General features: G+C 60.1%; 18 protein-coding genes. 10 read left to right on the top strand and 8 right to left on the bottom strand.

Translation table 11 applies throughout. The annotated features are described in order from the left end of the window. Window positions 1–34 precede the first annotated feature (34 nt). The 6 genes from prpD to ACTD9P_RS00065 form a co-directional block, all read right to left on the bottom strand. On the bottom strand, window positions 35–1,519 hold the full coding sequence (gene prpD / locus ACTD9P_RS00090; RefSeq protein WP_438866214.1) for a 2-methylcitrate dehydratase: 1,485 nt from the start codon (window positions 1,517–1,519) through the stop codon (window positions 35–37). Between the two features lie 141 nt (window positions 1,520–1,660). Continuing rightward, window positions 1,661–2,851, bottom strand: a complete 1,191-nt coding sequence (gene prpF / locus ACTD9P_RS00085; RefSeq protein ID WP_438866213.1) for a 2-methylaconitate cis-trans isomerase PrpF — start codon at window positions 2,849–2,851, stop codon at window positions 1,661–1,663. A gap of 10 nt (window positions 2,852–2,861) precedes the next feature. Beyond that, entirely contained in the window at window positions 2,862–5,456 is a 2,595-nt protein-coding gene (gene acnD, locus ACTD9P_RS00080; protein WP_438866212.1) for a Fe/S-dependent 2-methylisocitrate dehydratase AcnD, read from the bottom strand. A 197-nt stretch (window positions 5,457–5,653) separates the two neighbouring features. Then, window positions 5,654–6,781 (bottom strand): bifunctional 2-methylcitrate synthase/citrate synthase, encoded by a 1,128-nt coding sequence (gene prpC, locus ACTD9P_RS00075; protein WP_017134743.1) that lies wholly within the window; start codon window positions 6,779–6,781, stop codon window positions 5,654–5,656. Between the two features lie 42 nt (window positions 6,782–6,823). Then, complete coding sequence (gene prpB / locus ACTD9P_RS00070; RefSeq protein ID WP_438866211.1) at window positions 6,824–7,717, bottom strand: methylisocitrate lyase; 894 nt, start codon at window positions 7,715–7,717, stop codon at window positions 6,824–6,826. Beyond that, window positions 7,714–8,427, bottom strand: coding sequence for a GntR family transcriptional regulator (locus ACTD9P_RS00065; protein ID WP_138814336.1), 714 nt, complete (start codon window positions 8,425–8,427; stop codon window positions 7,714–7,716). The genes prpB and ACTD9P_RS00065 overlap by 4 nt, the downstream gene beginning before the upstream one ends. A gap of 272 nt (window positions 8,428–8,699) precedes the next feature. On the opposite strand from ACTD9P_RS00065, the gene rloA reads away from it, so the two are divergent. The 6 genes from rloA to ACTD9P_RS00035 all read left to right on the top strand — a co-directional run bounded on the left by rloA (window position 8,700) and on the right by ACTD9P_RS00035 (window position 14,166). Further along, on the top strand, window positions 8,700–9,233 hold the full coding sequence (gene rloA, locus ACTD9P_RS00060; RefSeq protein ID WP_138814335.1) for a retropepsin-like aspartic peptidase RloA: 534 nt from the start codon (window positions 8,700–8,702) through the stop codon (window positions 9,231–9,233). Window positions 9,234–9,238: 5 nt separating this feature from the next. Beyond that, the gene (gene rloB, locus ACTD9P_RS00055; protein ID WP_438866210.1) at window positions 9,239–10,771 is read left to right on the top strand and encodes an osmotic stress tolerance membrane protein RloB; all 1,533 of its coding nucleotides are present in this window, start codon (window positions 9,239–9,241) and stop codon (window positions 10,769–10,771) included. Beyond that, the gene (locus tag ACTD9P_RS00050) at window positions 10,771–11,757 is read left to right on the top strand and encodes an alpha-L-glutamate ligase-like protein (protein WP_438866209.1); all 987 of its coding nucleotides are present in this window, start codon (window positions 10,771–10,773) and stop codon (window positions 11,755–11,757) included. Before rloB ends, ACTD9P_RS00050 begins: the two co-directional genes overlap by 1 nt. A 179-nt stretch (window positions 11,758–11,936) precedes the next feature. Further along, window positions 11,937–13,280: an aminodeoxychorismate synthase component I gene (gene pabB / locus ACTD9P_RS00045; RefSeq protein WP_438866208.1), complete on the top strand. Its 1,344-nt coding sequence runs from the start codon at window positions 11,937–11,939 to the stop codon at window positions 13,278–13,280. A 227-nt stretch (window positions 13,281–13,507) separates the two neighbouring features. Further along, entirely contained in the window at window positions 13,508–13,810 is a 303-nt protein-coding gene (locus tag ACTD9P_RS00040) for a type II toxin-antitoxin system HigB family toxin (protein WP_438866207.1), read from the top strand. Beyond that, window positions 13,810–14,166 (top strand): helix-turn-helix domain-containing protein, encoded by a 357-nt coding sequence (locus tag ACTD9P_RS00035; RefSeq protein WP_056861584.1) that lies wholly within the window; start codon window positions 13,810–13,812, stop codon window positions 14,164–14,166. Before ACTD9P_RS00040 ends, ACTD9P_RS00035 begins: the two co-directional genes overlap by 1 nt. A gap of 109 nt (window positions 14,167–14,275) precedes the next feature. Here the strand turns inward: ACTD9P_RS00035 and thrH are convergent, their stop codons facing one another. Further along, window positions 14,276–14,893 (bottom strand): bifunctional phosphoserine phosphatase/homoserine phosphotransferase ThrH, encoded by a 618-nt coding sequence (thrH, locus tag ACTD9P_RS00030; RefSeq protein ID WP_438866206.1) that lies wholly within the window; start codon window positions 14,891–14,893, stop codon window positions 14,276–14,278. 151 nt (window positions 14,894–15,044) lie between these two features. Here thrH and ACTD9P_RS00025 point away from each other — a divergent pair, with 151 nt between their 5' ends. From ACTD9P_RS00025 to ACTD9P_RS00015, 3 genes are all read left to right on the top strand, one after another. Beyond that, the gene (locus tag ACTD9P_RS00025) at window positions 15,045–15,779 is read left to right on the top strand and encodes a phosphoadenylyl-sulfate reductase (RefSeq protein ID WP_438866205.1); all 735 of its coding nucleotides are present in this window, start codon (window positions 15,045–15,047) and stop codon (window positions 15,777–15,779) included. 484 nt (window positions 15,780–16,263) lie between these two features. Further along, entirely contained in the window at window positions 16,264–17,793 is a 1,530-nt protein-coding gene (locus tag ACTD9P_RS00020; RefSeq protein ID WP_438866204.1) for an NCS1 family nucleobase:cation symporter-1, read from the top strand. Window positions 17,794–17,806: 13 nt separating this feature from the next. Further along, window positions 17,807–18,526: an aspartate/glutamate racemase family protein gene (locus ACTD9P_RS00015; RefSeq protein WP_438866203.1), complete on the top strand. Its 720-nt coding sequence runs from the start codon at window positions 17,807–17,809 to the stop codon at window positions 18,524–18,526. Between the two features lie 10 nt (window positions 18,527–18,536). On the opposite strand, the gene ACTD9P_RS00010 is transcribed toward ACTD9P_RS00015, so the two are convergent. Then, complete coding sequence (locus tag ACTD9P_RS00010; RefSeq protein ID WP_438866202.1) at window positions 18,537–19,460, bottom strand: LysR family transcriptional regulator; 924 nt, start codon at window positions 19,458–19,460, stop codon at window positions 18,537–18,539. 105 nt (window positions 19,461–19,565) lie between these two features. On the opposite strand from ACTD9P_RS00010, the gene ACTD9P_RS00005 reads away from it, so the two are divergent. Further along, window positions 19,566–20,312 carry a 3-oxoacyl-ACP reductase family protein gene (locus tag ACTD9P_RS00005; protein ID WP_219269273.1) on the top strand — a complete coding sequence of 249 codons (747 nt, stop codon included), beginning with the start codon at window positions 19,566–19,568 and terminating at the stop codon, window positions 20,310–20,312. The last annotated feature ends 75 nt before the right edge of the window (window positions 20,313–20,387 follow it).

Here is a 20,387-nt window from a genome sequence, read left to right as displayed (position 1 = left end):
GAACGTAGATTTAAATGTGGGTACGGGGTGTTTCTCAGATCACAAACAGGTCCACAAACCGATTCACCGGCGTGGCCTCAAGCCGCGTCTGATCCTTGCACAACGCAAAAATCTCGCCACTGCGCTGCGCGGTAAACCGCGTGGCCAGGTTGGCTTTGAACTTATCCTCCAGCAACGGAATACCGTCTGCCCGACGCCGGCGATGGCCAATCGGATATTCCACCGCGACCTGCTCGGTATGGGTACCGTCTTTGAAAAACACCTGCACCGCATTGGCGATAGAGCGTTTGTCGGCCTCCAGGTATTCGCGGCTGTAGCGCAGGTCTTCAACGATCTCCATCTTGTCGCGCAGCTCATCGATGACCGGGTGCGCCGCGTGGAACTCATCTTCGTACTGCTCGGCCACCAGATTGCCGAACGCCAACGGCACGGCGGTCATGTATTGCAGGCAGTGGTCGCGGTCGGCGGCGTTGGCCAGCTTCCCGACTTTGGAAATGATACGAATCGCCGACTCGTGGGTGGTGATCACGATGCGGTCGATTTCATGCAGGCGATCCTTGACCAGTGGGTGCAAGGTCACCGCCGCCTCACAGGCCGTTTGCGCGTGGAACTCGGCCGGGAAGCTGATCTTGAACAGCACGTTTTCCATCACATAGGTGCCATAAGGCTGGGACAGGCTGAACGCGCGCTTGTCCTCAGGCTTAAGCGCCAGGTCTTTGTTGGTGTGGCTGAACAGCACGTCATAAAAACCCCATTGCGGCGCGCTCAGCACTCCGGGGATGCCCATCTCGCCGCGCAGTGCGATATCCGCCAAGCGTACGCCACGGCTCGACGCATCCCCGGCCGCCCAGGATTTGCGCGAGCCGGCATTCGGCGCATGGCGATACGTGCGCAGCGCCTGCCCATCGACAAACGCATGGGACAGCGCCGACAGCAGCTGTTCACGGTTGGCGCCCATCAGCTTGGCGGTGACCGCCGTGGAGGCGACTTTCACCAGCAATACATGGTCGAGGCCGACGCGGTTAAAGGAGTTTTCCAGGGCAATCACGCCCTGGATTTCGTGTGCCATGATCATCGCTTCCAGCACCGCACGCACCGTCAGCGGCGCGTCGCCGTTGGCCACACGTTTTTGCGACAAATGATCGGCCACGGCGAGGATGCCGCCAAGGTTATCCGAAGGGTGGCCCCATTCGGCGGCGAGCCACGTGTCGTTGTAGTCGAGCCAACGCACGATGCAGCCAATGTCCCAGGCAGCCTTGACCGGGTCCAGACGGAACGAGGTGCCCGGCACACGTGCACCGAACGGCACAACAGTGCCCTCAACGATCGGCCCCAGGTGCTTGGTGCACTCGGGAAAACGCAGGGCCAGCAGGCCGCAGCCGAGGGTGTCCATCAGGCAATTGCGTGCAGTGTCCAACGCGTCGCGCGAATCGATGCGGTAATTGAGGACGTAGTCGGCAATGTCCTGCAGGACCTGGTCGTAGTCGGGGCGGTTGTTCTGGTCGACGTTGGCGCTCATGGCAGTACTCCAAAGTGGGTTGGGGTTAGTCCTCGGGCTCACGGTTGATCATGTTAAGGCCGGTCTGGTTGCCTGCCTTGGTAGTTCGGACAGTGTTGAACCCCACACAAGCCCACTCCCCAAAAGGGATTGTGTTGGTCTTTAGAACGCGTCGCCGGGCACGCGCACGAAGCCTTCCATCAACACCCGTGCGCTGCGGCTCATAATGGCTTTCTTCACCACCCATTCGCCGTTCACCTGGGTGGCTTCGGCACCCACACGCAAGGTGCCGGACGGGTGCCCGAACCGCACCGCATTGCGCTCGACACCACCGGCCGCGAGGTTGACCAGGGTGCCGGAAATCGCCGCCGCCGTGCCAATCGCCACCGCCGCCGTGCCCATCATCGCGTGGTGCAGCTTGCCCATGGAGAGTGCGCGCACCAGCAAATCCACATCGCCGGCCTTGATTGCCTTGCCACTGGACGCCACGTAATCCAAAGGCTTGGCCACAAACGCGACCTTCGGCGTGTGCTGGCGCTGGGCGGCTTCGTCCAGGTGTTTGATCAGGCCCATGCGCAACGCGCCATAGGCCCGCACGGTCTCGAACATCGCCAGCGCTTTAGGGTCGCTGTTGATTGCGCCTTGCAGCTCGGTGCCGGTGTAGCCGAGGTCTTCGGCGTTGATGAAGATCGTCGGGATGCCCGCGTTGATCAGCGTCGCCTTGAAGGTACCGACTCCCGGCACTTCCAGATCATCGATCAGGTTGCCGGTGGGAAACATCGAGCCACCGCCGCCCTCTTCTTCCGCTGCCGGGTCCATGAATTCAAGCTGCACTTCGGCGGCCGGGAAGGTCACGCCGTCGAGCTCAAAGTCGCCGGTTTCCTGCACCGCGCCGTCGGTGATCGGCACGTGAGCGATGATGGTCTTGCCGATATTGGCCTGCCACACCCGCACCACCGCCACACCGTTAGGCGGCACGCGGGCTGGGTCAACCAACCCGGCGCTGATGGCGAACGAGCCCACCGCCGCCGACAGGTTGCCGCAGTTGCCGCTCCAGTCGACAAACGGCTTGTCGATCGAGACCTGGCCAAACAGGTAGTCCACGTCGTGATCGGCGCGGGTGCTTTTGGCCAGGATCACGGTTTTGCTGGTGCTGGAGGTTGCACCGCCCATGCCGTCGATCTGCTTGTCGTAGGGGTCAGGGCTACCGATGACCCTTAACAGCAAGGCATCGCGAGCAGCACCCGGCACCTGCGCCGATTCGGGCAGGTCCTTGAGGCTGAAAAACACGCCCTTGCTGGTACCGCCACGCATGTAGGTGGCGGGGATCTTGATTTGCGCTGCGTGTGCCATGGTTATCCCCTTAAGCGGTCGCCGCCGATTCCAGGAAGTCCTGGGCAAAACGTTGCAACACGCCGCCCGCCTCGTAGATCGACACTTCTTCGGCGGTGTCCAGGCGGCACGTCACCGGCACTTCGACACGTTCGCCATTCTTGCGGTTGATCACCAACGTCAGTTGCGCACGCGGGGTGCGTTGGCCGACCACGTCATAGGTTTCGCTGCCGTCGATCTTCAGTGTGTGGCGGTCGGTGCCCGGCAAAAATTCCAGCGGCAACACGCCCATGCCCACCAGGTTGGTGCGGTGGATGCGCTCGAACCCTTCGGCGGCAATCGCCTCCACACCGGCCAGGCGCACGCCCTTGGCCGCCCAGTCGCGGGACGAGCCCTGGCCGTAGTCGGCGCCGGCGATGATGATCAGCGGCTGCTTGCGCTCCATGTAGGTTTCGATGGCTTCCCACATCCGCGTGACCTGGCCTTCGGGCTCGATACGCGCCAGGGAACCCTGCTTGACCTTGCCGTTTTCCACCACCATCTCGTTGAACAGCTTCGGGTTGGCAAAGGTCGCGCGCTGCGCGGTCAAGTGGTCGCCGCGATGGGTCGCGTAAGAGTTGAAGTCGACTTCCGGCAGGCCCATTTTCGCCAGGTATTCACCCGCGGCGCTGTCGAGCATGATCGCGTTGGACGGCGACAGGTGGTCGGTGGTGATGTTGTCCGGCAGTACCGCCAGCGGGCGCATGCCCTTGAGCGGACGGGCACCGGCCAACGCGCCTTCCCAGTAGGGCGGACGACGGATATAGGTGCTTTGCGGACGCCAGTCATACAGTGGCGTGACTTTAGGGCCGGTGTCTTCGTGGATGGCGAACATCGGTATATAGACGGCGCGGAACTGCTCCGGCTTGACCGAGGCCTTGACCACCGCGTCGATTTCTTCGTCGCTTGGCCAGATGTCTTTCAGGCGGATTTCCTTGCCGTCGGCATCCAGGCCCAACACGTCTTTTTCGATGTCGAAACGGATGGTACCGGCAATCGCATACGCCACCACCAATGGCGGCGAAGCCAGGAACGCTTGCTTGGCATACGGGTGAATACGCCCGTCGAAGTTACGGTTGCCCGACAACACGGCCGTGGCGTAAAGGTCACGGTCGATGATTTCCTGCTGAATCACCGGGTCGAGTGCGCCGGACATGCCATTGCAAGTGGTGCAAGCAAACGCCACCACGCCGAAGCCGAGCTTGTCCAGCTCATGGCCCAGGCCGGCTTCTTCCAGGTACATGGCCACGGTTTTCGAGCCCGGCGCCAGCGAGGATTTGACCCACGGTTTGCGCGTCAGCCCAAGCTGGTTGGCGTTACGCGCCAGCAAGCCTGCGGCAATCACGTTGCGCGGGTTGCTGGTGTTGGTGCAACTGGTAATGGCAGCGATGATCACCGCGCCGTCGGGCATTTGCCCCGGCACTTCATCCCACTGACCGCAGATGCCTTTGGACGCCAGATCACTGGTCGCCACGCGCGCATGCGGGTTGCTCGGGCCAGCCATGTTACGCACGACGCTGGACAGGTCGAAGGTCAGGCCACGCTCGTATTGCGCGCCCTTGAGGTCATCGGCCCACAGGCCGGTATGGCGGGCGTATTGCTCGACCAACGTGACCTGTTCGTCTTCGCGGCCGGTGAGTTTCAGATAGGCGATGGTCTGCTGGTCGATGTAAAACATCGCGGCGGTAGCGCCGTATTCCGGGGCCATGTTGGAGATGGTCGCGCGGTCGCCGAGTGTGAGCGCCGAAGCGCCTTCACCGAAGAACTCCAGCCACGCACCTACGACTTTCTGTTTGCGCAGGAATTCGGTCAAGGCCAGCACCATGTCGGTGGCGGTGATGCCCGGTTGCAGCTTGCCGGTCAGTTCGACGCCGACGCTTTCCGGCAAGCGCATCCACGAGGCGCGGCCGAGCATCACGCTCTCGGCCTCAAGGCCGCCGACGCCGATGGCGATTACGCCCAGGGCGTCTACGTGCGGGGTATGGCTGTCGGTGCCGACGCAGGTATCCGGGAAGGCCACGCCATCGCGCACCTGGATCACCGGAGACATTTTCTCCAGGTTGATCTGGTGCATGATGCCGTTGCCCGGCGGGATCACGTCGACGTTCTTGAAGGCCTTTTTGGTCCACTCGATAAAGTGAAAACGGTCTTCGTTGCGACGGTCTTCGATGGCGCGGTTTTTCTCGAACGCCTGCGGATCAAAACCACCGGCTTCGACGGCCAGCGAATGGTCGACGATCAATTGGGTCGGCACCACCGGGTTAACCTGCGCCGGGTCACCGCCTTGCAGGGCGATGGCATCGCGCAGGCCGGCAAGGTCGACCAACGCGGTCTGGCCGAGGATGTCATGGCACACCACACGCGCCGGAAACCAAGGGAAGTCGAGGTCGCGTTTGCGTTCGATCAGTTGGCTCAGGGAAGCGTTGAGGGTGGCCGGGTCGCAGCGGCGCACCAGGTTTTCGGCGAGCACGCGCGAGGTGTACGGCAGGGTGGCATAGGCGCCGGGGGTGATTGCCTCGACAGCCGCGCGGGCGTCGAAGAAATCCAGGCGGCTGCCGGGCAGCGGTTTGCGAAATTCAGTGTTCATCGTCAGGACTCGGTCACGGTAGGTTCACAAGGCGCCGACTGACTCCGAGGTGGAATGCGATCAAAATGTGGGAGCGGGCTTGCTCGCGAAAGCGGTGGAACAGTCGCCGAATGTGTTGAATGACACACCGTATTCGCGAGCAAGCCCGCTCCCACATTTTGCTTCGGTTATCACTTCAGAATCGCCGGTGTCCTAATTCAGCGACGTTCGATTGGCACGAACTTGCGCTGTTCTACGCCGATGTACTCGGCGCTTGGGCGGATGATGCGGTTATTGGCGCGCTGCTCGAACACATGCGCAGCCCAGCCGGTCAGGCGCGAGCACACGAAGATCGGCGTGAACAGCTTGGTCGGGATGCCCATGAAGTGGTACGCCGAGGCATGGTAGAAGTCGGCGTTGGGGAACAGTTTTTTCTGTTCCCACATAGTCTTGTCGATGGCTTCCGAAACCGGGAACAACACCTTGTCACCGACCTCATCCGCGAGTTTTTTCGCCCAGCCCTTGATCACTTCGTTGCGCGGGTCGCTGTCTTTGTAGATCGCGTGGCCAAAGCCCATGATCTTGTCTTTGCGCGCCAGCATGCCGAGGGTGCCTTCGACGGCTTCTTCGGCCGAACCGAAACGCTCGATCATCTCCATCGCCGCTTCGTTGGCGCCACCATGCAGCGGGCCACGCAGCGAGCCGATGGCGGCGGTCACGCAGGAATACAGATCGGACAGGGTTGAAGCACATACGCGGGCGGTGAAGGTCGAGGCGTTGAATTCGTGCTCGGCGTAGAGGATCAGCGACACGTTCATGACTTTCTCATGCAGCGCGCTCGGTTTCTTGCCATGCAGCAGGTGCAGGAAGTGGCCGCCGATGCTGGGTTCGTCGGTCACGCAGTCAATTTTCTTGCCGTCGTGGCTGAAGCGATACCAGTAGCACATGATCGCCGGGAAAGCGGCGAGCAGGCGGTCGGTAACATCGTGCTGCGCGCTGAAGTCTTTCTCGGGTTCGATATTGCCCAGGAACGAGCAACCGGTGCGCATCACGTCCATCGGGTGGGCGTCGGCGGGGATGCGTTCCAGTACTTCTTTAAGCGCCTGGGGCAAGTCGCGCAGCTTGCTGAGTTTGGCGCTGTAGGCGGCCAATTCGGTTTTGCTCGGCAATTCGCCGTACAGCAGCAGGTAGGCGACTTCTTCAAATTGCGCATCGGCGGCCAGTTCGCGCACGTCATAGCCGCGATAGGTCAAGCCGGCACCGGCCTGGCCCACGGTGGACAATGCGGTCTGCCCGGCCACCTGGCCACGCAGGCCGGCGCCACTCAGTACTTTTGCTTCAGCCATGGTTCTTCTCCAATTTTGTAGTTATTCAGGGAGGCGCGTTCGTTACTTTTTCGCGGCGAACAGCGCGTCGAGCTTCTGCTCGAAGGTGTGGTAGTCGATGCGATCGTAAAGCTCCATGCGGGTTTGCATGGTGTCGATCACGTTCTGCTGCGTACCGTCGCGACGGATTGCGGTGTAGACGTTCTCGGCAGCCTTGTTCATGGCGCGGAAAGCCGAGAGCGGGTACAGCACGATAGAAACATCGGCAGATTTCAGTTGATCGACTGTGTAGAGAGGGGTTGCACCGAACTCGGTAATGTTAGCCAGGATCGGGGCCTTTACCTTTGAGGCGAAGAGCTTGTACATCTCCAGCTCAGTAATGGCTTCCGGGAACACCATGTCGGCGCCGGCTTCGATGCAGGCGGCGGCACGGTCCAGGGCCGACTCCAAGCCTTCAACCGCCAGCGCGTCGGTGCGCGCCATAATCACGAAGCTGTCGTCGGTGCGCGCGTCCACGGCGGCCTTGATGCGGTCGACCATTTCCTGCTGGGACACGATTTCTTTGTTCGGGCGATGACCGCAACGCTTGGCGCCGACCTGGTCTTCGATGTGGATGGCGGCGGCGCCGAACTTGATCATCGACTTGACGGTGCGCGCCACGTTGAACGCCGAGGAGCCGAAACCGGTGTCGACGTCTACCAGCAGCGGCAGGTCGCACACATCGGTGATGCGGCGTACGTCGGTAAGTACGTCGTCCAGGCCGGTGATGCCCAAGTCCGGCACGCCCAGGGAACCGGCTGCTACGCCGCCGCCTGACAGATAAATCGCCTTGAAACCGGCGCGCTTGGCCAGCAGCGCGTGGTTGGCGTTGATGGAGCCCACCACCTGCAAGGGCTGTTCGCTGGCGACGGCGTCACGAAAACGCTGGCCTGGAGTGGTTTTATTGTTGGAACTCATGACTCACCTCGTGATGAAGGAGCGCCGTCCGGGAAGTGACGGGCAATATTGCGTTTGGAAGCGCCGATATGCCGGCGCATCAACAACTCGGCCAGTTCACCGTCGCGATCGGCAATCGCGTCAAGAATGCGGTGATGCTCGGCAAAGGCCTGGCGTGGACGATTAGGGGTGGCGGAGAACTGGATGCGGTACATGCGCACCAATTGGTACAGCTCGCCGCAGAGCATTTGGGTAAGGGTGCGGTTACCGGCGCCTTGAATTATCCGGTAATGAAAATCGAAGTCGCCCTCTTGCTGGTAGTAGCCCAGGCCCGCCTGGAATGCTTCATCGCGCTCATGGGTGTGCAACACCTGGCGCAGCTCTTCGATTTCGGCGTCGGTCATGCGCTCGGCCGCCAGGCGGCAGGCCATGCCTTCCAGGGATTCGCGGATTTCATACAGCTCGATCAGCTCGGCATGGCTCAAGGACACCACTCTTGCGCCGACATGCGGCACGCGCACCAGCAGGCGCTGGCCCTCGAGACGGTGGATAGCCTCACGCAACGGGCCACGGCTGATGCCGTAGGTGCGCGCCAGCTCCGGTTCGGAGATCTTGCTGCCGGGAGCGATTTCACCCTTGACGATGGCGGCCTGGATACGCCGAAAGACGTTCTCTGACATGGTCTGGGAATCGTCTTGCGACACCAGCGGCGTTTCCAGCTGACCCAGCATATTGTCGACACCTTTAAAAGCAATGCCGCAAAAACTAGCCAATCAAGCCTTAATAGTCAAAGAATAAATCCACATTGTCGACAATCGTCTAATAACCCCCTCTGCACCTTCGCGGAGCATGGCCGCCTGCCAGCGCTGGCGTCAGAAAAGCATCATGTTAGAATGCCCGCCGCTTTTGCCTGACATCACTTGATGAAACGGCGCACGAGGGAGTTTGCGCAGCAATGCCAGTCGCCTTGAATTAAACATCGCACTGCACCGCGTCAGGATCTATGAGACTCAAACCCTTCCTTCTTATTTGCCTATTGTGCCTACCTGGCCTTGGCGTTGCCGCCGAGAAGACCGTGTATGGCCTGAATGAATACGCCAAATTGGCCGGCATCGACCTGGAAGTCGCCGCCAAACTCGATACCGGCGCCAAGACCGCCTCGTTGAGCGCCCGCGATATCAAGCGTTTCAAGCGCGACGGCGAATCCTGGGTGCGCTTTTATCTCGCCATCGACACCGCCCATTCCCACCCCATCGAACGCCCCCTGGCTCGCGTCAGCAAGATCAAGCGCCGCGCCGGTGACTACGACCCCGATGAGGACAAGAACTACACCGCCCGCCCAGTGATTGCCCTGGATATCTGCATGGGCACTGCTTTACGCAGCATCGAAGTGAACTTGACTGACCGCAGCGCCTTCCAATACCCGCTGCTGATCGGCTCCGAAGCGTTGAAACGCTTTGATGCGCTGGTCGACCCCAGTCTTAAATACGCAGCGGGCAAACCCGCCTGCGCCGCCGACGCTCATACCGCCGAGTAAACCGAATGCGCTCTCTGACCCTGCACCTGAGAATCCTGATCACCATCCTGGTGGTGTTGGGTATTTCGGTCACCGCCTATCAGATTTTCGTGCTGGGAATCCCCGTCACCGAAGACGCCACCGACGACTTGTGGAACATCGACGCCAAGGTCGAGTTCGTCGCCAACCCCAAGGACCCTGTGAAAATCTCGATGTTCGTGCCGCCCCTGAGCCGCGATTTCGTCAGCCTCAACGAGAGTTTTATATCCAATAACTACGGCGTGAGCGTCAACCGCACCGACGGCAACCGCAAGGTCACCTGGTCGGCGCGCCGCGCCAAGGGCAACCAGACGCTGTATTACCGCCTGGTGCTGACCAAGCGTTACAGCGGCGAAAAGGTCAAGGTCAAAGGCCCGACCTTTCGCGACAGCATCGCCGTCGAAGGCCCGGAAAAAATCGCCGCCGAAGCCCTGCTGGCACCGATCCGCCAGCATTCGGCCGACGTCGAGACCTTTATCACCGAAGCGATCAAGCGCACCAACAACCTCAACGACGACAATGTAAAGCTGCTGCTGGCGGGCGACCCGTCCACGCCGCACAAAGCCAAGATCGTCGAACTGTTGCTGTCCATCGCCCATGTGCCGGTGGAAAAAGTCCACACCATCCGGCTGGTCGCCGACCAGCCGCAAACCCCGGAACTGTGGCTGCGCAGTTTCAATGGCAATGACTGGCTGTACTTCAACCCGGAAACCGGCGAGCAGGGCCTGCCGTCCGACCGCCTGCTGTGGTGGACCGGTGATGAAAACCTGATCTCGGTGGAGGGCGGCAAGAAAGCCATGGTGACCTTCAGCCTCAACAACAGTGAGATGAACGCGATTCGCCTGGCCAAGCTGACAGACGAAAACACCGACGCCAACTTCCTCGAATACTCGCTGTACGGCCTGCCGCTGCAAACCCAGCAGACCTTCATGATCATGGTGATGATCCCCATCGGCGTGCTGGTGATTCTGATCCTGCGCAACCTGATCGGCCTGCAAACCCTGGGCACCTTCACCCCGGTACTGATCGCCCTGGCGTTTCGCGAGACGCAGTTGGGCTTCGGCATTGCGCTGTTTACCATCATCACCGCGCTGGGCCTGTCGCTCAGATCGTATCTGGAACATTTGAAGTTGCAGATGCTGCCAAGGCTCTCGGTGGTGCTGACCTTTGTGGTGGTGCTGATTGCAGCCATCAGCCTGTTCAGCCACAAGCTCGGCCTGGAACGCGGCCTGTCGGTGGCGCTGTTCCCGATGGTGATTCTGACCATGACCATCGAGCGTCTGTCGATCACCTGGGAAGAACGCGGCGCCAACCATGCGCTGAAAGTGGCCGTAGGTACACTGTTCGCCGCCGCCCTGGCGCACATCATCATGAGCGTGCCGGAGCTGGTTTACTTTGTGTTCACCTTCCCGGCGATCCTGTTGATCCTGGTGGGTTTCATGCTGGCCATGGGTCGCTATCGCGGCTATCGCCTCACCGAACTGGTACGTTTCAAGGCCTTCCTCAGGGCTGATTCGTAATGTTCGGCTTCTGGAAAACCTGGAAGGCCCTGGAAGCGCGGGGGATCATGGGCATTAACCGGCGAAACGCCGATTACGTGCTCAAGTACAACAAGCGCAGCCTGTACCCACTGGTGGATGACAAGATCATCACCAAGGAACGCGCCTTGGCTGCCGGCCTGCACGTGCCGGAAATGTACGGGATCATTTCCACCGAAAAAGAAATCGACAAGCTCGACGAGATCATCGGTGGGCGCAGCGACTTCGTGATCAAACCGGCGCAGGGCGCCGGCGGTGATGGCATCCTGGTGGTGGCCGACCGTTTTGAAGGGCGCTACCGCACGGTGTCCGGCAAGATCATCAGCCATGAAGAAATCGAGCATCAGATCTCCAGCATCCTCACCGGCTTGTATTCCCTGGGAGGCCACCGCGACCGCGCACTGATCGAATACCGCGTGGTGCCCGACCAGATCTTCAAGAGCATCAGTTACGAAGGCGTGCCGGATATCCGCATTATCGTGCTGATGGGCTACCCGGTAATGGCCATGCTGCGCCTGCCGACCCGCCAGTCCGGCGGCAAGGCCAACCTGCATCAGGGCGCGATTGGCGTGGGCGTGGACCTCGCCACCGGCCTGACCCTGCGCGGCACTTGGCTGAACAACATCATTACCAAACACCCCGACACCACCAACGCGGTGGATGGCGTGCAACTGCCCAACTGGGACGGGTTCATGACGCTCGCGGCCGGCTGCTATGAGCTGTGCGGGCTAGGCTATATCGGCGTGGATATGGTGCTGGACCAGGAAAAAGGCCCGTTGATCCTGGAGCTGAATGCGCGGCCTGGGCTGAATATCCAGATCGCCAACGACTGCGGTTTGACGTCGCGTACCCATGCGGTAGAAGCGCGACTGGACGCGCTGAAAGCGGCTGGCGTGACCGAAACCCCGGAAGAACGGGTGAAGTTTGTGCAGGAAATGTTTGGGCATATTCCTGCTGTAGAAGGCTGACACACATCCAATGTGGGAGCGGGCTTGCTCGCGAATGCGCAGTGTCATTCGACACAACCGGGACTGATACACCGCCTTCGCGAGCAAGCCCGCTCCCACATTTGAATCTCACTCTAGGACCAAACCCTTCAGGGGACTACAATCGCCTCCCCCACGCCACCGGCTGATCCCACCCCGCAATGTCGACCTGCTCAGTACACCCGCTGCCCTACCGGGCCAACCCCGCCGACTACTTTGCGGCAATTCGTCATGCCCCCGGCGCAGTGCTGCTCGACAGTGGTCGCCCGGCTGCCGAACGCGGGCGTTATGACCTGCTCAGCGCCTGGCCACAAGTGACATTAGCGGTAGCGCCTGACGAAAGTGGTGGTGATTTCCTGCAACGCTTGCGGACAAACCTGACGCAGTTAGGCGAAGCGGATCTGCCTGCAGGTTATGCACTACCGTTTGCTGGCGGCTTGATTGGCTACTTGAGTTACGACTTTGGCCGGCACCTGGAGCAACTGCCTGATTGGGCCATAGATGACCTGCACCTGCCGGATGCACGCTTCGGGCTGTATGCCTGGGCGCTGATCAGCGATCACCAGGCGCAGACCAGCCAGTTGGTATTTCACCCCGCGTTGGCCGGCAGCGAACGGCTACGGTTGATCGACCTGTTTGGGCAACCTGCGGCTAAATCGCCTGACACGTTCAAGCTGAACGGTCCCATGGCACCGGCCCTCACATCCGAGGCCTACCGGCAGGCCATCGTGCGTATCCAGGCCTACATCCAGGCGGGCGACTGCTACCAGGTCAACTTTGCGCAACGTTTTCGCGCGCCCTGTGCCGGCGATCCCTGGGTCGCGTACTGCGCGCTGCGTGAGGCCTGCCCTACGCCGTTTTCCGGGTTTCAGAGCCTGCCGGATGACGGCGCGGTACTCAGTCTGTCGCCGGAACGCTTCGTGCAGATCAGCGAACGCCAGGTCGAAACCCGTCCGATCAAAGGCACCCGCCCGCGGGGTTTGACGCCTGAAGAAGACGCCGCCAATGCCGCCGAACTCCTGGCCAGTCCCAAGGATCGCGCCGAAAACCTGATGATCGTCGACCTGCTGCGCAACGATCTGGGCCGCACTTGCCGCACCGGCTCGGTGAAAGTGCCGGAATTGTTCAGCCTGGAAAGCTATCCCAATGTGCACCACTTGGTGAGCAGCGTGACCGGGGTGCTGGCCGACGACAAAGACGCCCTCGACCTGATCGCCGGCAGCTTCCCTGGCGGCTCCATCACCGGCGCGCCGAAGATTCGCGCGATGCAGATCATCGATGAGCTGGAGCCGACCCGCCGCGGGTTGTACTGCGGCTCGCTGGTGTATCTGGATGTACGCGGCGAGATGGACAGCTCCATCGCCATCCGCAGTCTGCTGGTCAAGGATGGGCACGTGAACTGCTGGGGCGGCGGCGGAATTGTCGCGGACTCGCAGTGGGAGGCGGAGTATCAAGAGTCGCTGACCAAAGTACGGGTCTTGTTACACACGTTGGAAAACCTGTAGCACCCCGCCTTTCCTGGCGCTCGTACGCGGCGCCCAGCGACAGAAAAAACCTGAATCAGAACGGCTGTGGACGAAGTATGAGCGGGCGGATAGCGTCCGGTTCAGACCGTCCACCCGCCACCTGTGAAGGATCACATGAAGCGACTGCCTATTCGTCAGAAATTAATTCCGAGATTGCATCTCACACTAACCCCGCCTAATATCTCCCAAATTGGGAGGATACAGCGATGCGGATAATCGCCCTCTCTACCTTAAGGACATTCTGGGAAAGCCATCCCGCTTATACCGATGCCAAAACACCGCTGGTCGAACTGTATCGCCATATGGAGAGGACCACTTACACAACGCCACAGGCAATCAAGGCAGAGCTTAGAACGGCGAGTATTCTCAAGGGCAGCAGGGTTGTTTTCAACGTGGGCGGCAACAAGTATCGAGTGATCATGGCGATCGACTATCAACGACAGCTGGGGTTCGTGCGTTTCGTGGGCACCCATATGCAATATGACCAGATCAACGCGGAGACCGTGTGATGAACATCAAACCTATTCATTCCCAGGAAGACCTGACTGCCGCGCTCGCGCGTGTGGAGCAGCTTTGGGGCGCGCCAATCGGCTCGCCTGAGGGTGACGAGCTGGAAATTCTCGCCGTACTCATCGAGAAGTACGAGGCGGAACACTTTCCAATGCCGCCTTCGGACCCGGTGGAAGCGATTAAATTTCGCATGGAACAGCTTGGCATGACTGCCCGTGATCTGGAGCCCTTCATTGGCACCAGCGGGCGGGTGTCAGAGGTGCTTAACCACAAGCGCAAGCTGAGCCTGTCGATGATCAAGCGGCTGCATGAAGGCTTGAGCATTCCTTATGAGCGGTTACTGGCAGGGGTTTAGGCAGTGGCCGCACGGGCTTCATCGAAGGCAATCCAGCTCCCACAGGCTGACCGCATTCAGTATGGGAGCTGGCCTGCCTGCGATGGGGCCATCAACAGCGCTGGGTGTATTACAGGCTCAACTGCCGATTCGATGCCTTGATGAACGCTTTCTTCAAATCTTCAAAGGTGTGCACCGCAGGGAACTGCGGGAACTCGCGAATCACATTTTCCGGCGCATGAAACAGAATCCCGCGGTCAGCTTCACCCAGCATCGTGGTGTCATTGTAGGAATCGCCAGCGGCGATCACGCGGTAGTAAAGCGTCTTGAACGCCAGCACGGACTGGCGCTTAGGGTCCTTCTGACGCAGTTGATAGCTCACCACTCGATCATTTCCATCAGTGATCAGGCGGTGGCACAACAAGGTCGGGAAACCGAGCTGGCGCATCAACGGCTGGGAGAACTCATAGAAGGTGTCCGACAGAATCACCACCTGGAAGCGTTCGCGCAGCCAGTTGACGAACTCGATGGCGCCATCCAGCGGCTTGAGGGTGGCGATCACTTCCTGGATATCGGCAAGTTTGAGCCCATGCTCGTCAAGAATGCGCAGACGCTGCTTCATCAGCACGTCGTAGTCGGGAATGTCACGGGTGGTGGCCCGCAGGGATTCAATACCGGTTTTTTCGGCGAAGGCTATCCAGATTTCCGGAACCAGCACCCCTTCCAGGTCGAGACAGGCAATTTCCACAAGACACTCCTATTGGATGTTGTTAGTTGAGCGAGCAAAAGGACTGCCGAACTCTAGCGATTCAAGCGCGGCGCCGCAACGCAGAGCGGATTTTGATACCATCGCTCCCCTATAGAGCGCTCAGCGCCACTGACCTGTAGGAACCGTCCTGATGAACCAAGCCTTCGACGTCGCTGAACTCGCCGCGACTTATGCCAACAAATCCGCCCAGGACATTCTCAAGCTGGCATTCAGCCAGTTCGGTGATGACCTGTGGATTTCCTTCAGCGGTGCCGAGGATGTGGTGCTGGTCGATATGGCTTGGAAGCTGAACAAGAACGTCAAAGTCTTCAGCCTCGACACCGGCCGCCTGCACCCGGAGACCTACCGGTTTATTGAACAGGTGCGCGATTTCTACAAAATCGACATCGAGCTGATCTCACCAGACCAGAGCAAACTGGAACCCTTCGTCAAAGAGAAAGGCCTGTTCAGCTTCTATAAAGACGGCCATGGCGAATGCTGCGGCGTGCGCAAGATCGAACCGCTGCGCCGCAAACTGTCCAGTGTAAACGCCTGGGCCACCGGCCAACGCCGCGACCAGAGCCCCGGCACCCGCAGCCAGGTGGCAGCGCTGGAGATCGATACGGCGTTTTCGACTCCGGAACGTACGCTGTACAAATTCAACCCGCTGGCGCAAATGACCAGCGAGGAAGTCTGGGGTTACATCCGCATGCTGGAACTGCCGTACAACAGCCTGCATGAGCGCGGTTTTATCAGCATCGGCTGCGAGCCCTGCACCCGCCCGGTATTGCCCAACCAGCACGAGCGCGAAGGCCGCTGGTGGTGGGAGGAAGCCACGCAGAAGGAATGCGGGCTGCATGCCGGGAATATCATCAGCAAGGCTTGAGATATAACGCGGTAAAAAAGTGTGGGAGCGGCGGTGCGACGGTTCGACTTGCTCGCGAAGGCGGTGGATCAGTCACTTATAAGTCGACTGAGAGGCCGCCTTCGCGAGCAAGCCCGCTCCCACATTTTGTTTGGGGCAGCCCATAGGAATGTACACACCAATGTAACCATAAGTGCCATTTATGTGTGCAATCCGTAGTCTCCCGCACCAAAACGTAACACTCGTTTCCTAACGCTGCTTCCCTCTTAAATAAAGCGCCTTCCCACAAAAAATAATTACCTGTTCAATCGGTCAATTTATATTGCTGTTAATTCAACTAGTTATTTGTAAAACCTATAAAAACGAAATTAACCCTGATTTTAATAGAGCCAAAACTGGCACGCATGTGGCTTAAGGTGAATTGTTCTTTGTATACAATAAATACAAAACATACATACACTTTGCCATCTGCAGCGCTCCTGCAGATGCGCCGGAGCCTGCCGGAATGCGTACAAGCCTCTCGAATGACATCGCACTGGATCTGCCCTCCTCCGCCCTGAACCCCGACGCCACAAGCCCTGGCCCATTGGTGCTAAGCCCACGCTTGCACAACAGGGACCTGGCCCCCACCAAAGCCGAAGACCGACGCTGGGGGCGCTACAGTATTTTCGCGTTGTGGACCAACGACGTGCACAACATCGCCAACTATTCGTTTGCCATCGGCCTCTATGCGCTGGGCCTTGGTGGCTGGCAGATTCTGCTGTCCCTGGGGATTGGCGCGGCGCTGGTGTACTTCTTTATGAACCTGTCGGGGTTTATGGGCCAGAAGACTGGGGTGCCGTTCCCGGTGATCAGCCGTATCAGTTTCGGCATTCACGGTGCGCAGATTCCGGCGTTGATCCGTGCCGTGATCGCGATTGCCTGGTTTGGTATCCAGACCTACCTGGCTTCGGTAGTTTTCCGTGTGTTGTTGTCGGCGATTCATCCAGGGTTTGCCGACTATGACCACAACTCGATTCTCGGCCTGTCGACCTTGGGCTGGGCGTGTTTCATCACGATCTGGTTTGTGCAGTTGGCGATCCTGGCTTATGGCATGGAAATGGTGCGCCGTTATGAAGCCTTCGCCGGGCCGGTGATTCTGGTGACCGTGGCTGCGCTGGCCGGCTGGATGTACTTCCAGGTTGGCGGCAATATCGCCTGGTCGATCCGCGAGCCTTTAAGCGGCGGTGAGATGTGGCGCAACATCTTTGCCGGTGGCGCGCTGTGGCTGAGCATCTACGGCACGCTGATCCTCAATTTCTGTGACTTCGCTCGCTCCTCGCCGTGCCGCAAGACCATCCTGGTCGGCAACTTCTGGGGCTTGCCGGTGAATATCCTGGTGTTTGCCGCGATCACCGTATTGCTCTGCGGCGGGCAGTTCCAGCTCAATGGCCGGGTGATTGAAAGCCCGACCGAAATCATCGCGGCCATCCCCAATACCTTCTTCCTCGTGCTCGGCTGCCTGGCGTTCCTGATCGTGACTGTGGCGGTGAACATCATGGCCAACTTCGTCGCACCGGCCTTTGTGCTCAGCAACCTGGCGCCCAAGTACCTGAACTTCCGGCGTGCCGGGCTGATCAGCGCTACCGTGGCGGTGCTGATCCTGCCGTGGAACCTCTACAACAGCCCACTGGTGATCGTGTATTTCCTCTCCGGGCTGGGCGCACTGCTGGGGCCGTTGTATGGCGTGATCATGGTCGATTACTGGCTGATCCGTAAAAGCCAGGTGGATGTATTGCAGCTGTATAGCGAAGACCCGAATGGCGCTTATTACTACAGCCGTGGGGTCAATTTACGCGCGGTCGCGGCGTTTATTCCTGCGGCGGTCATCGCGATTCTGCTGGCGCTGTTGCCCGGTTTTGCCAGCGTCGCACCGTTTTCCTGGCTGTTTGGCGCCGGTATTGCAGGGCTGCTGTACCTGCTGATTGCCAAGCGCCACGCGTTCTACGCCGATGTCAGCGGCGAAAGCATTGCAGTCGATAACGTCAGTCATTAATCAAGGACATTCCATGCGCATCCTCGTGGTCAACGTCAACACCACCGCCTCCATCACCGACACCATCGCCCAGCAGGCGCGGTCCGTGGCTTCACCGGGCACCGAGATTGTCGGGCTCACCCCGTTCTTCGGTGCGGAATCAGTCGAGGGCAACTTTGAAAGCTACCTGGCCGCCATCGCCGTGATGGACCGGGTGATGGCCTACGACCAGCCATTTGATGCGGTGATCCAGGCCGGCTACGGCGAACATGGCCGTGAAGGTTTGCAGGAATTGCTCAACGTGCCGGTGGTGGACATCACCGAAGCGGCGGCCAGCACGGCGATGTTTCTGGGCCATGCCTATTCGGTGGTCACCACCCTGGACCGTACCGTACCGTTGATTGAAGACCGCCTGAAACTCGCAGGTCTGTATCAACGCTGCGCCTCGGTACGCGCCAGCGGCATGGCGGTGCTGGAGCTGGAAGAAGACCCGCTCGCCGCCATGCAAGCCATCGTGCGCGAGGCGGAGCTGGCCATCCGCGACGACAAGGCCGAAGTGATCTGCCTGGGCTGCGGCGGCATGGCCGGGCTGGATGAGCAGATTCGCCAGCGCACCGGCGTGCCGGTGGTGGATGGCGTGACTGCGGCGGTCACCATTGCCGAATCGCTGGTGCGCCTGGGGTTGTCGACGTCGAAGATCAGGACTTATGCGACACCACGGCCGAAGAAAGTGATTGGTTGGCCAGGTCGGTAGATCGCCGTGATCAAGTCGCGCTGAATGCTTGCCCCAGTTTCTGCTCGGAAAATTGCTCGATGATGAAGTCCACAAACGCCCGGGTCTTGCCGGGCAGCAGTTTGTGTTCGGCGTAGTAAATGGAGATGTTGCCGTCGTCGACATACCAATCAGGCAGTACGCGTACCAACTTGCCGCTCGCCAGCCAAGGCACGGCAAACGGCATGCTCACCAGCGCAATGCCCAACGCCTGGTCTGCCGCGACGCAGGCCGCCTGGGAATCGCTCATGGTCATGCGCGCCTTGAGGTTCAACGGGCCGTGCGCACCGTGGCGGCCGGTCAGTTGCCAGGAGCGCACGCGGCCGGTTTGTGGCGAGCGAATCAGGATGCCATCGCAGTGCTCAAGGTCTTCGGGCTGCAACACCCTCGCACGTGTCGCCAAATAATCAGGTGAGGCCACCAGCACCCGATGCGCCGGCGCGAGCTTACGCGCGACCACGCCCTGAGGCAGTTCAAAACCGCCGCCCAATGCGGCATCGAAGCCCTGGCCAATCAGGTCGACCTGGCGATTGTCAAAATGCCAGTCGGGGCTGATATCGGGGAAGCGCTTCAGAAACTCCCCAAGCAACGGCACGATGTATAAACAGCCGACCACCGTGCCCATGCTGACTTTCAAGGTTCCCACCGGCCGCCCTTCGGCGCTGGCAAGGTTGGCCACGGCATTCTGAATGGTGGTGAGGCTGGCGCTGACTTCTTCGAGGAACAGCTTGCCGGCTTCGGTCAGCGTCAGCCGCCGGGTGCTGCGCTGAAACAGCCGAACCCCGAGGCGCGCTTCCAGCTTGGCGACGCTTTTACCGACTGCCGCCGGGGTCAAACTCAGATGCCGGGCCGCTTCGGCGAAGCTGCCACCTTCGGCGCTGCGCACGAAACACTCGATACTGCCAAAGCTCTCCATATCGACCACTCTAAACTTTTGGTTTACACAGACTATAGTAATCACGGCCTACCGGCTTGGGTGGGCGAGGCCGATACTCGGTCCATCAACTACTTGGAGATCGACATGACCACACACACCCTCAGCGGCAAAGTTGCATTGATTCAGGGCGGTTCACGCGGTATTGGCGCTGCCATCGTCAAGCGCCTGGCAGCGCAAGGCGCGGCCGTCGCCTTTACCTACGTCAGCTCCGCCGCCAAGGCCGAGGCACTGCAAAACAGCGTGATCAGCGCAGGCGGCAAAGCCTTGGCCATTCAGGCCGACAGTGCCGATGCCACGGCGATTCGCAACGCCGTCAACGCGACTGTCGAAGCGTTTGGGCGCCTGGATATCCTGGTGAACAACGCCGGTGTGCTGGCCATCGCGCCACTGGAAGACTTCAAGCTGGAAGACTTCGACCAGACCCTGGCGATCAATGTGCGCAGTGTATTTATTGCCACTCAGGAGGCGGCCAAACACATGGGCGAAGGCGGCCGCGTGATCAATATCGGCAGCACCAATGCCGAGCGCATGCCGTTTGGCGGTGGCGGGCCGTATGCAATGAGCAAGGCGGCGCTGGTGGGGTTGACCAAGGGCTTGGCACGGGATCTGGGACCGCGTGGCATCACCATTAACAATGTGCAGCCTGGGCCGGTGGATACCGATATGAACCCGGCGGACAGTGAGTTTGCGGCGAGTTTGATTGGGTTGATGGCGGTTGGGCGGTATGGGCAGGTCGAGGAAATTGCCAGCTTCGTGGCTTACCTTGCCGGCCCGGAAGCCGGTTACATCACGGGTGCGAGCTTGACCATCGATGGTGGTTTCAGCGCTTAAGACTTCTATAACACCGCAAAACCCAATGTGGGAGCTGGCTTGCCTGCGATGGCGTCCTCAAGATCGCCATCGCAG

This window comes from Pseudomonas onubensis (assembly GCF_965653655.1).
GTDB lineage: Bacteria > Pseudomonadota > Gammaproteobacteria > Pseudomonadales > Pseudomonadaceae > Aquipseudomonas.
Note: the sequence above shows the minus strand (reverse complement) of the source record. Positions and strands in the feature narration are given on the sequence as shown.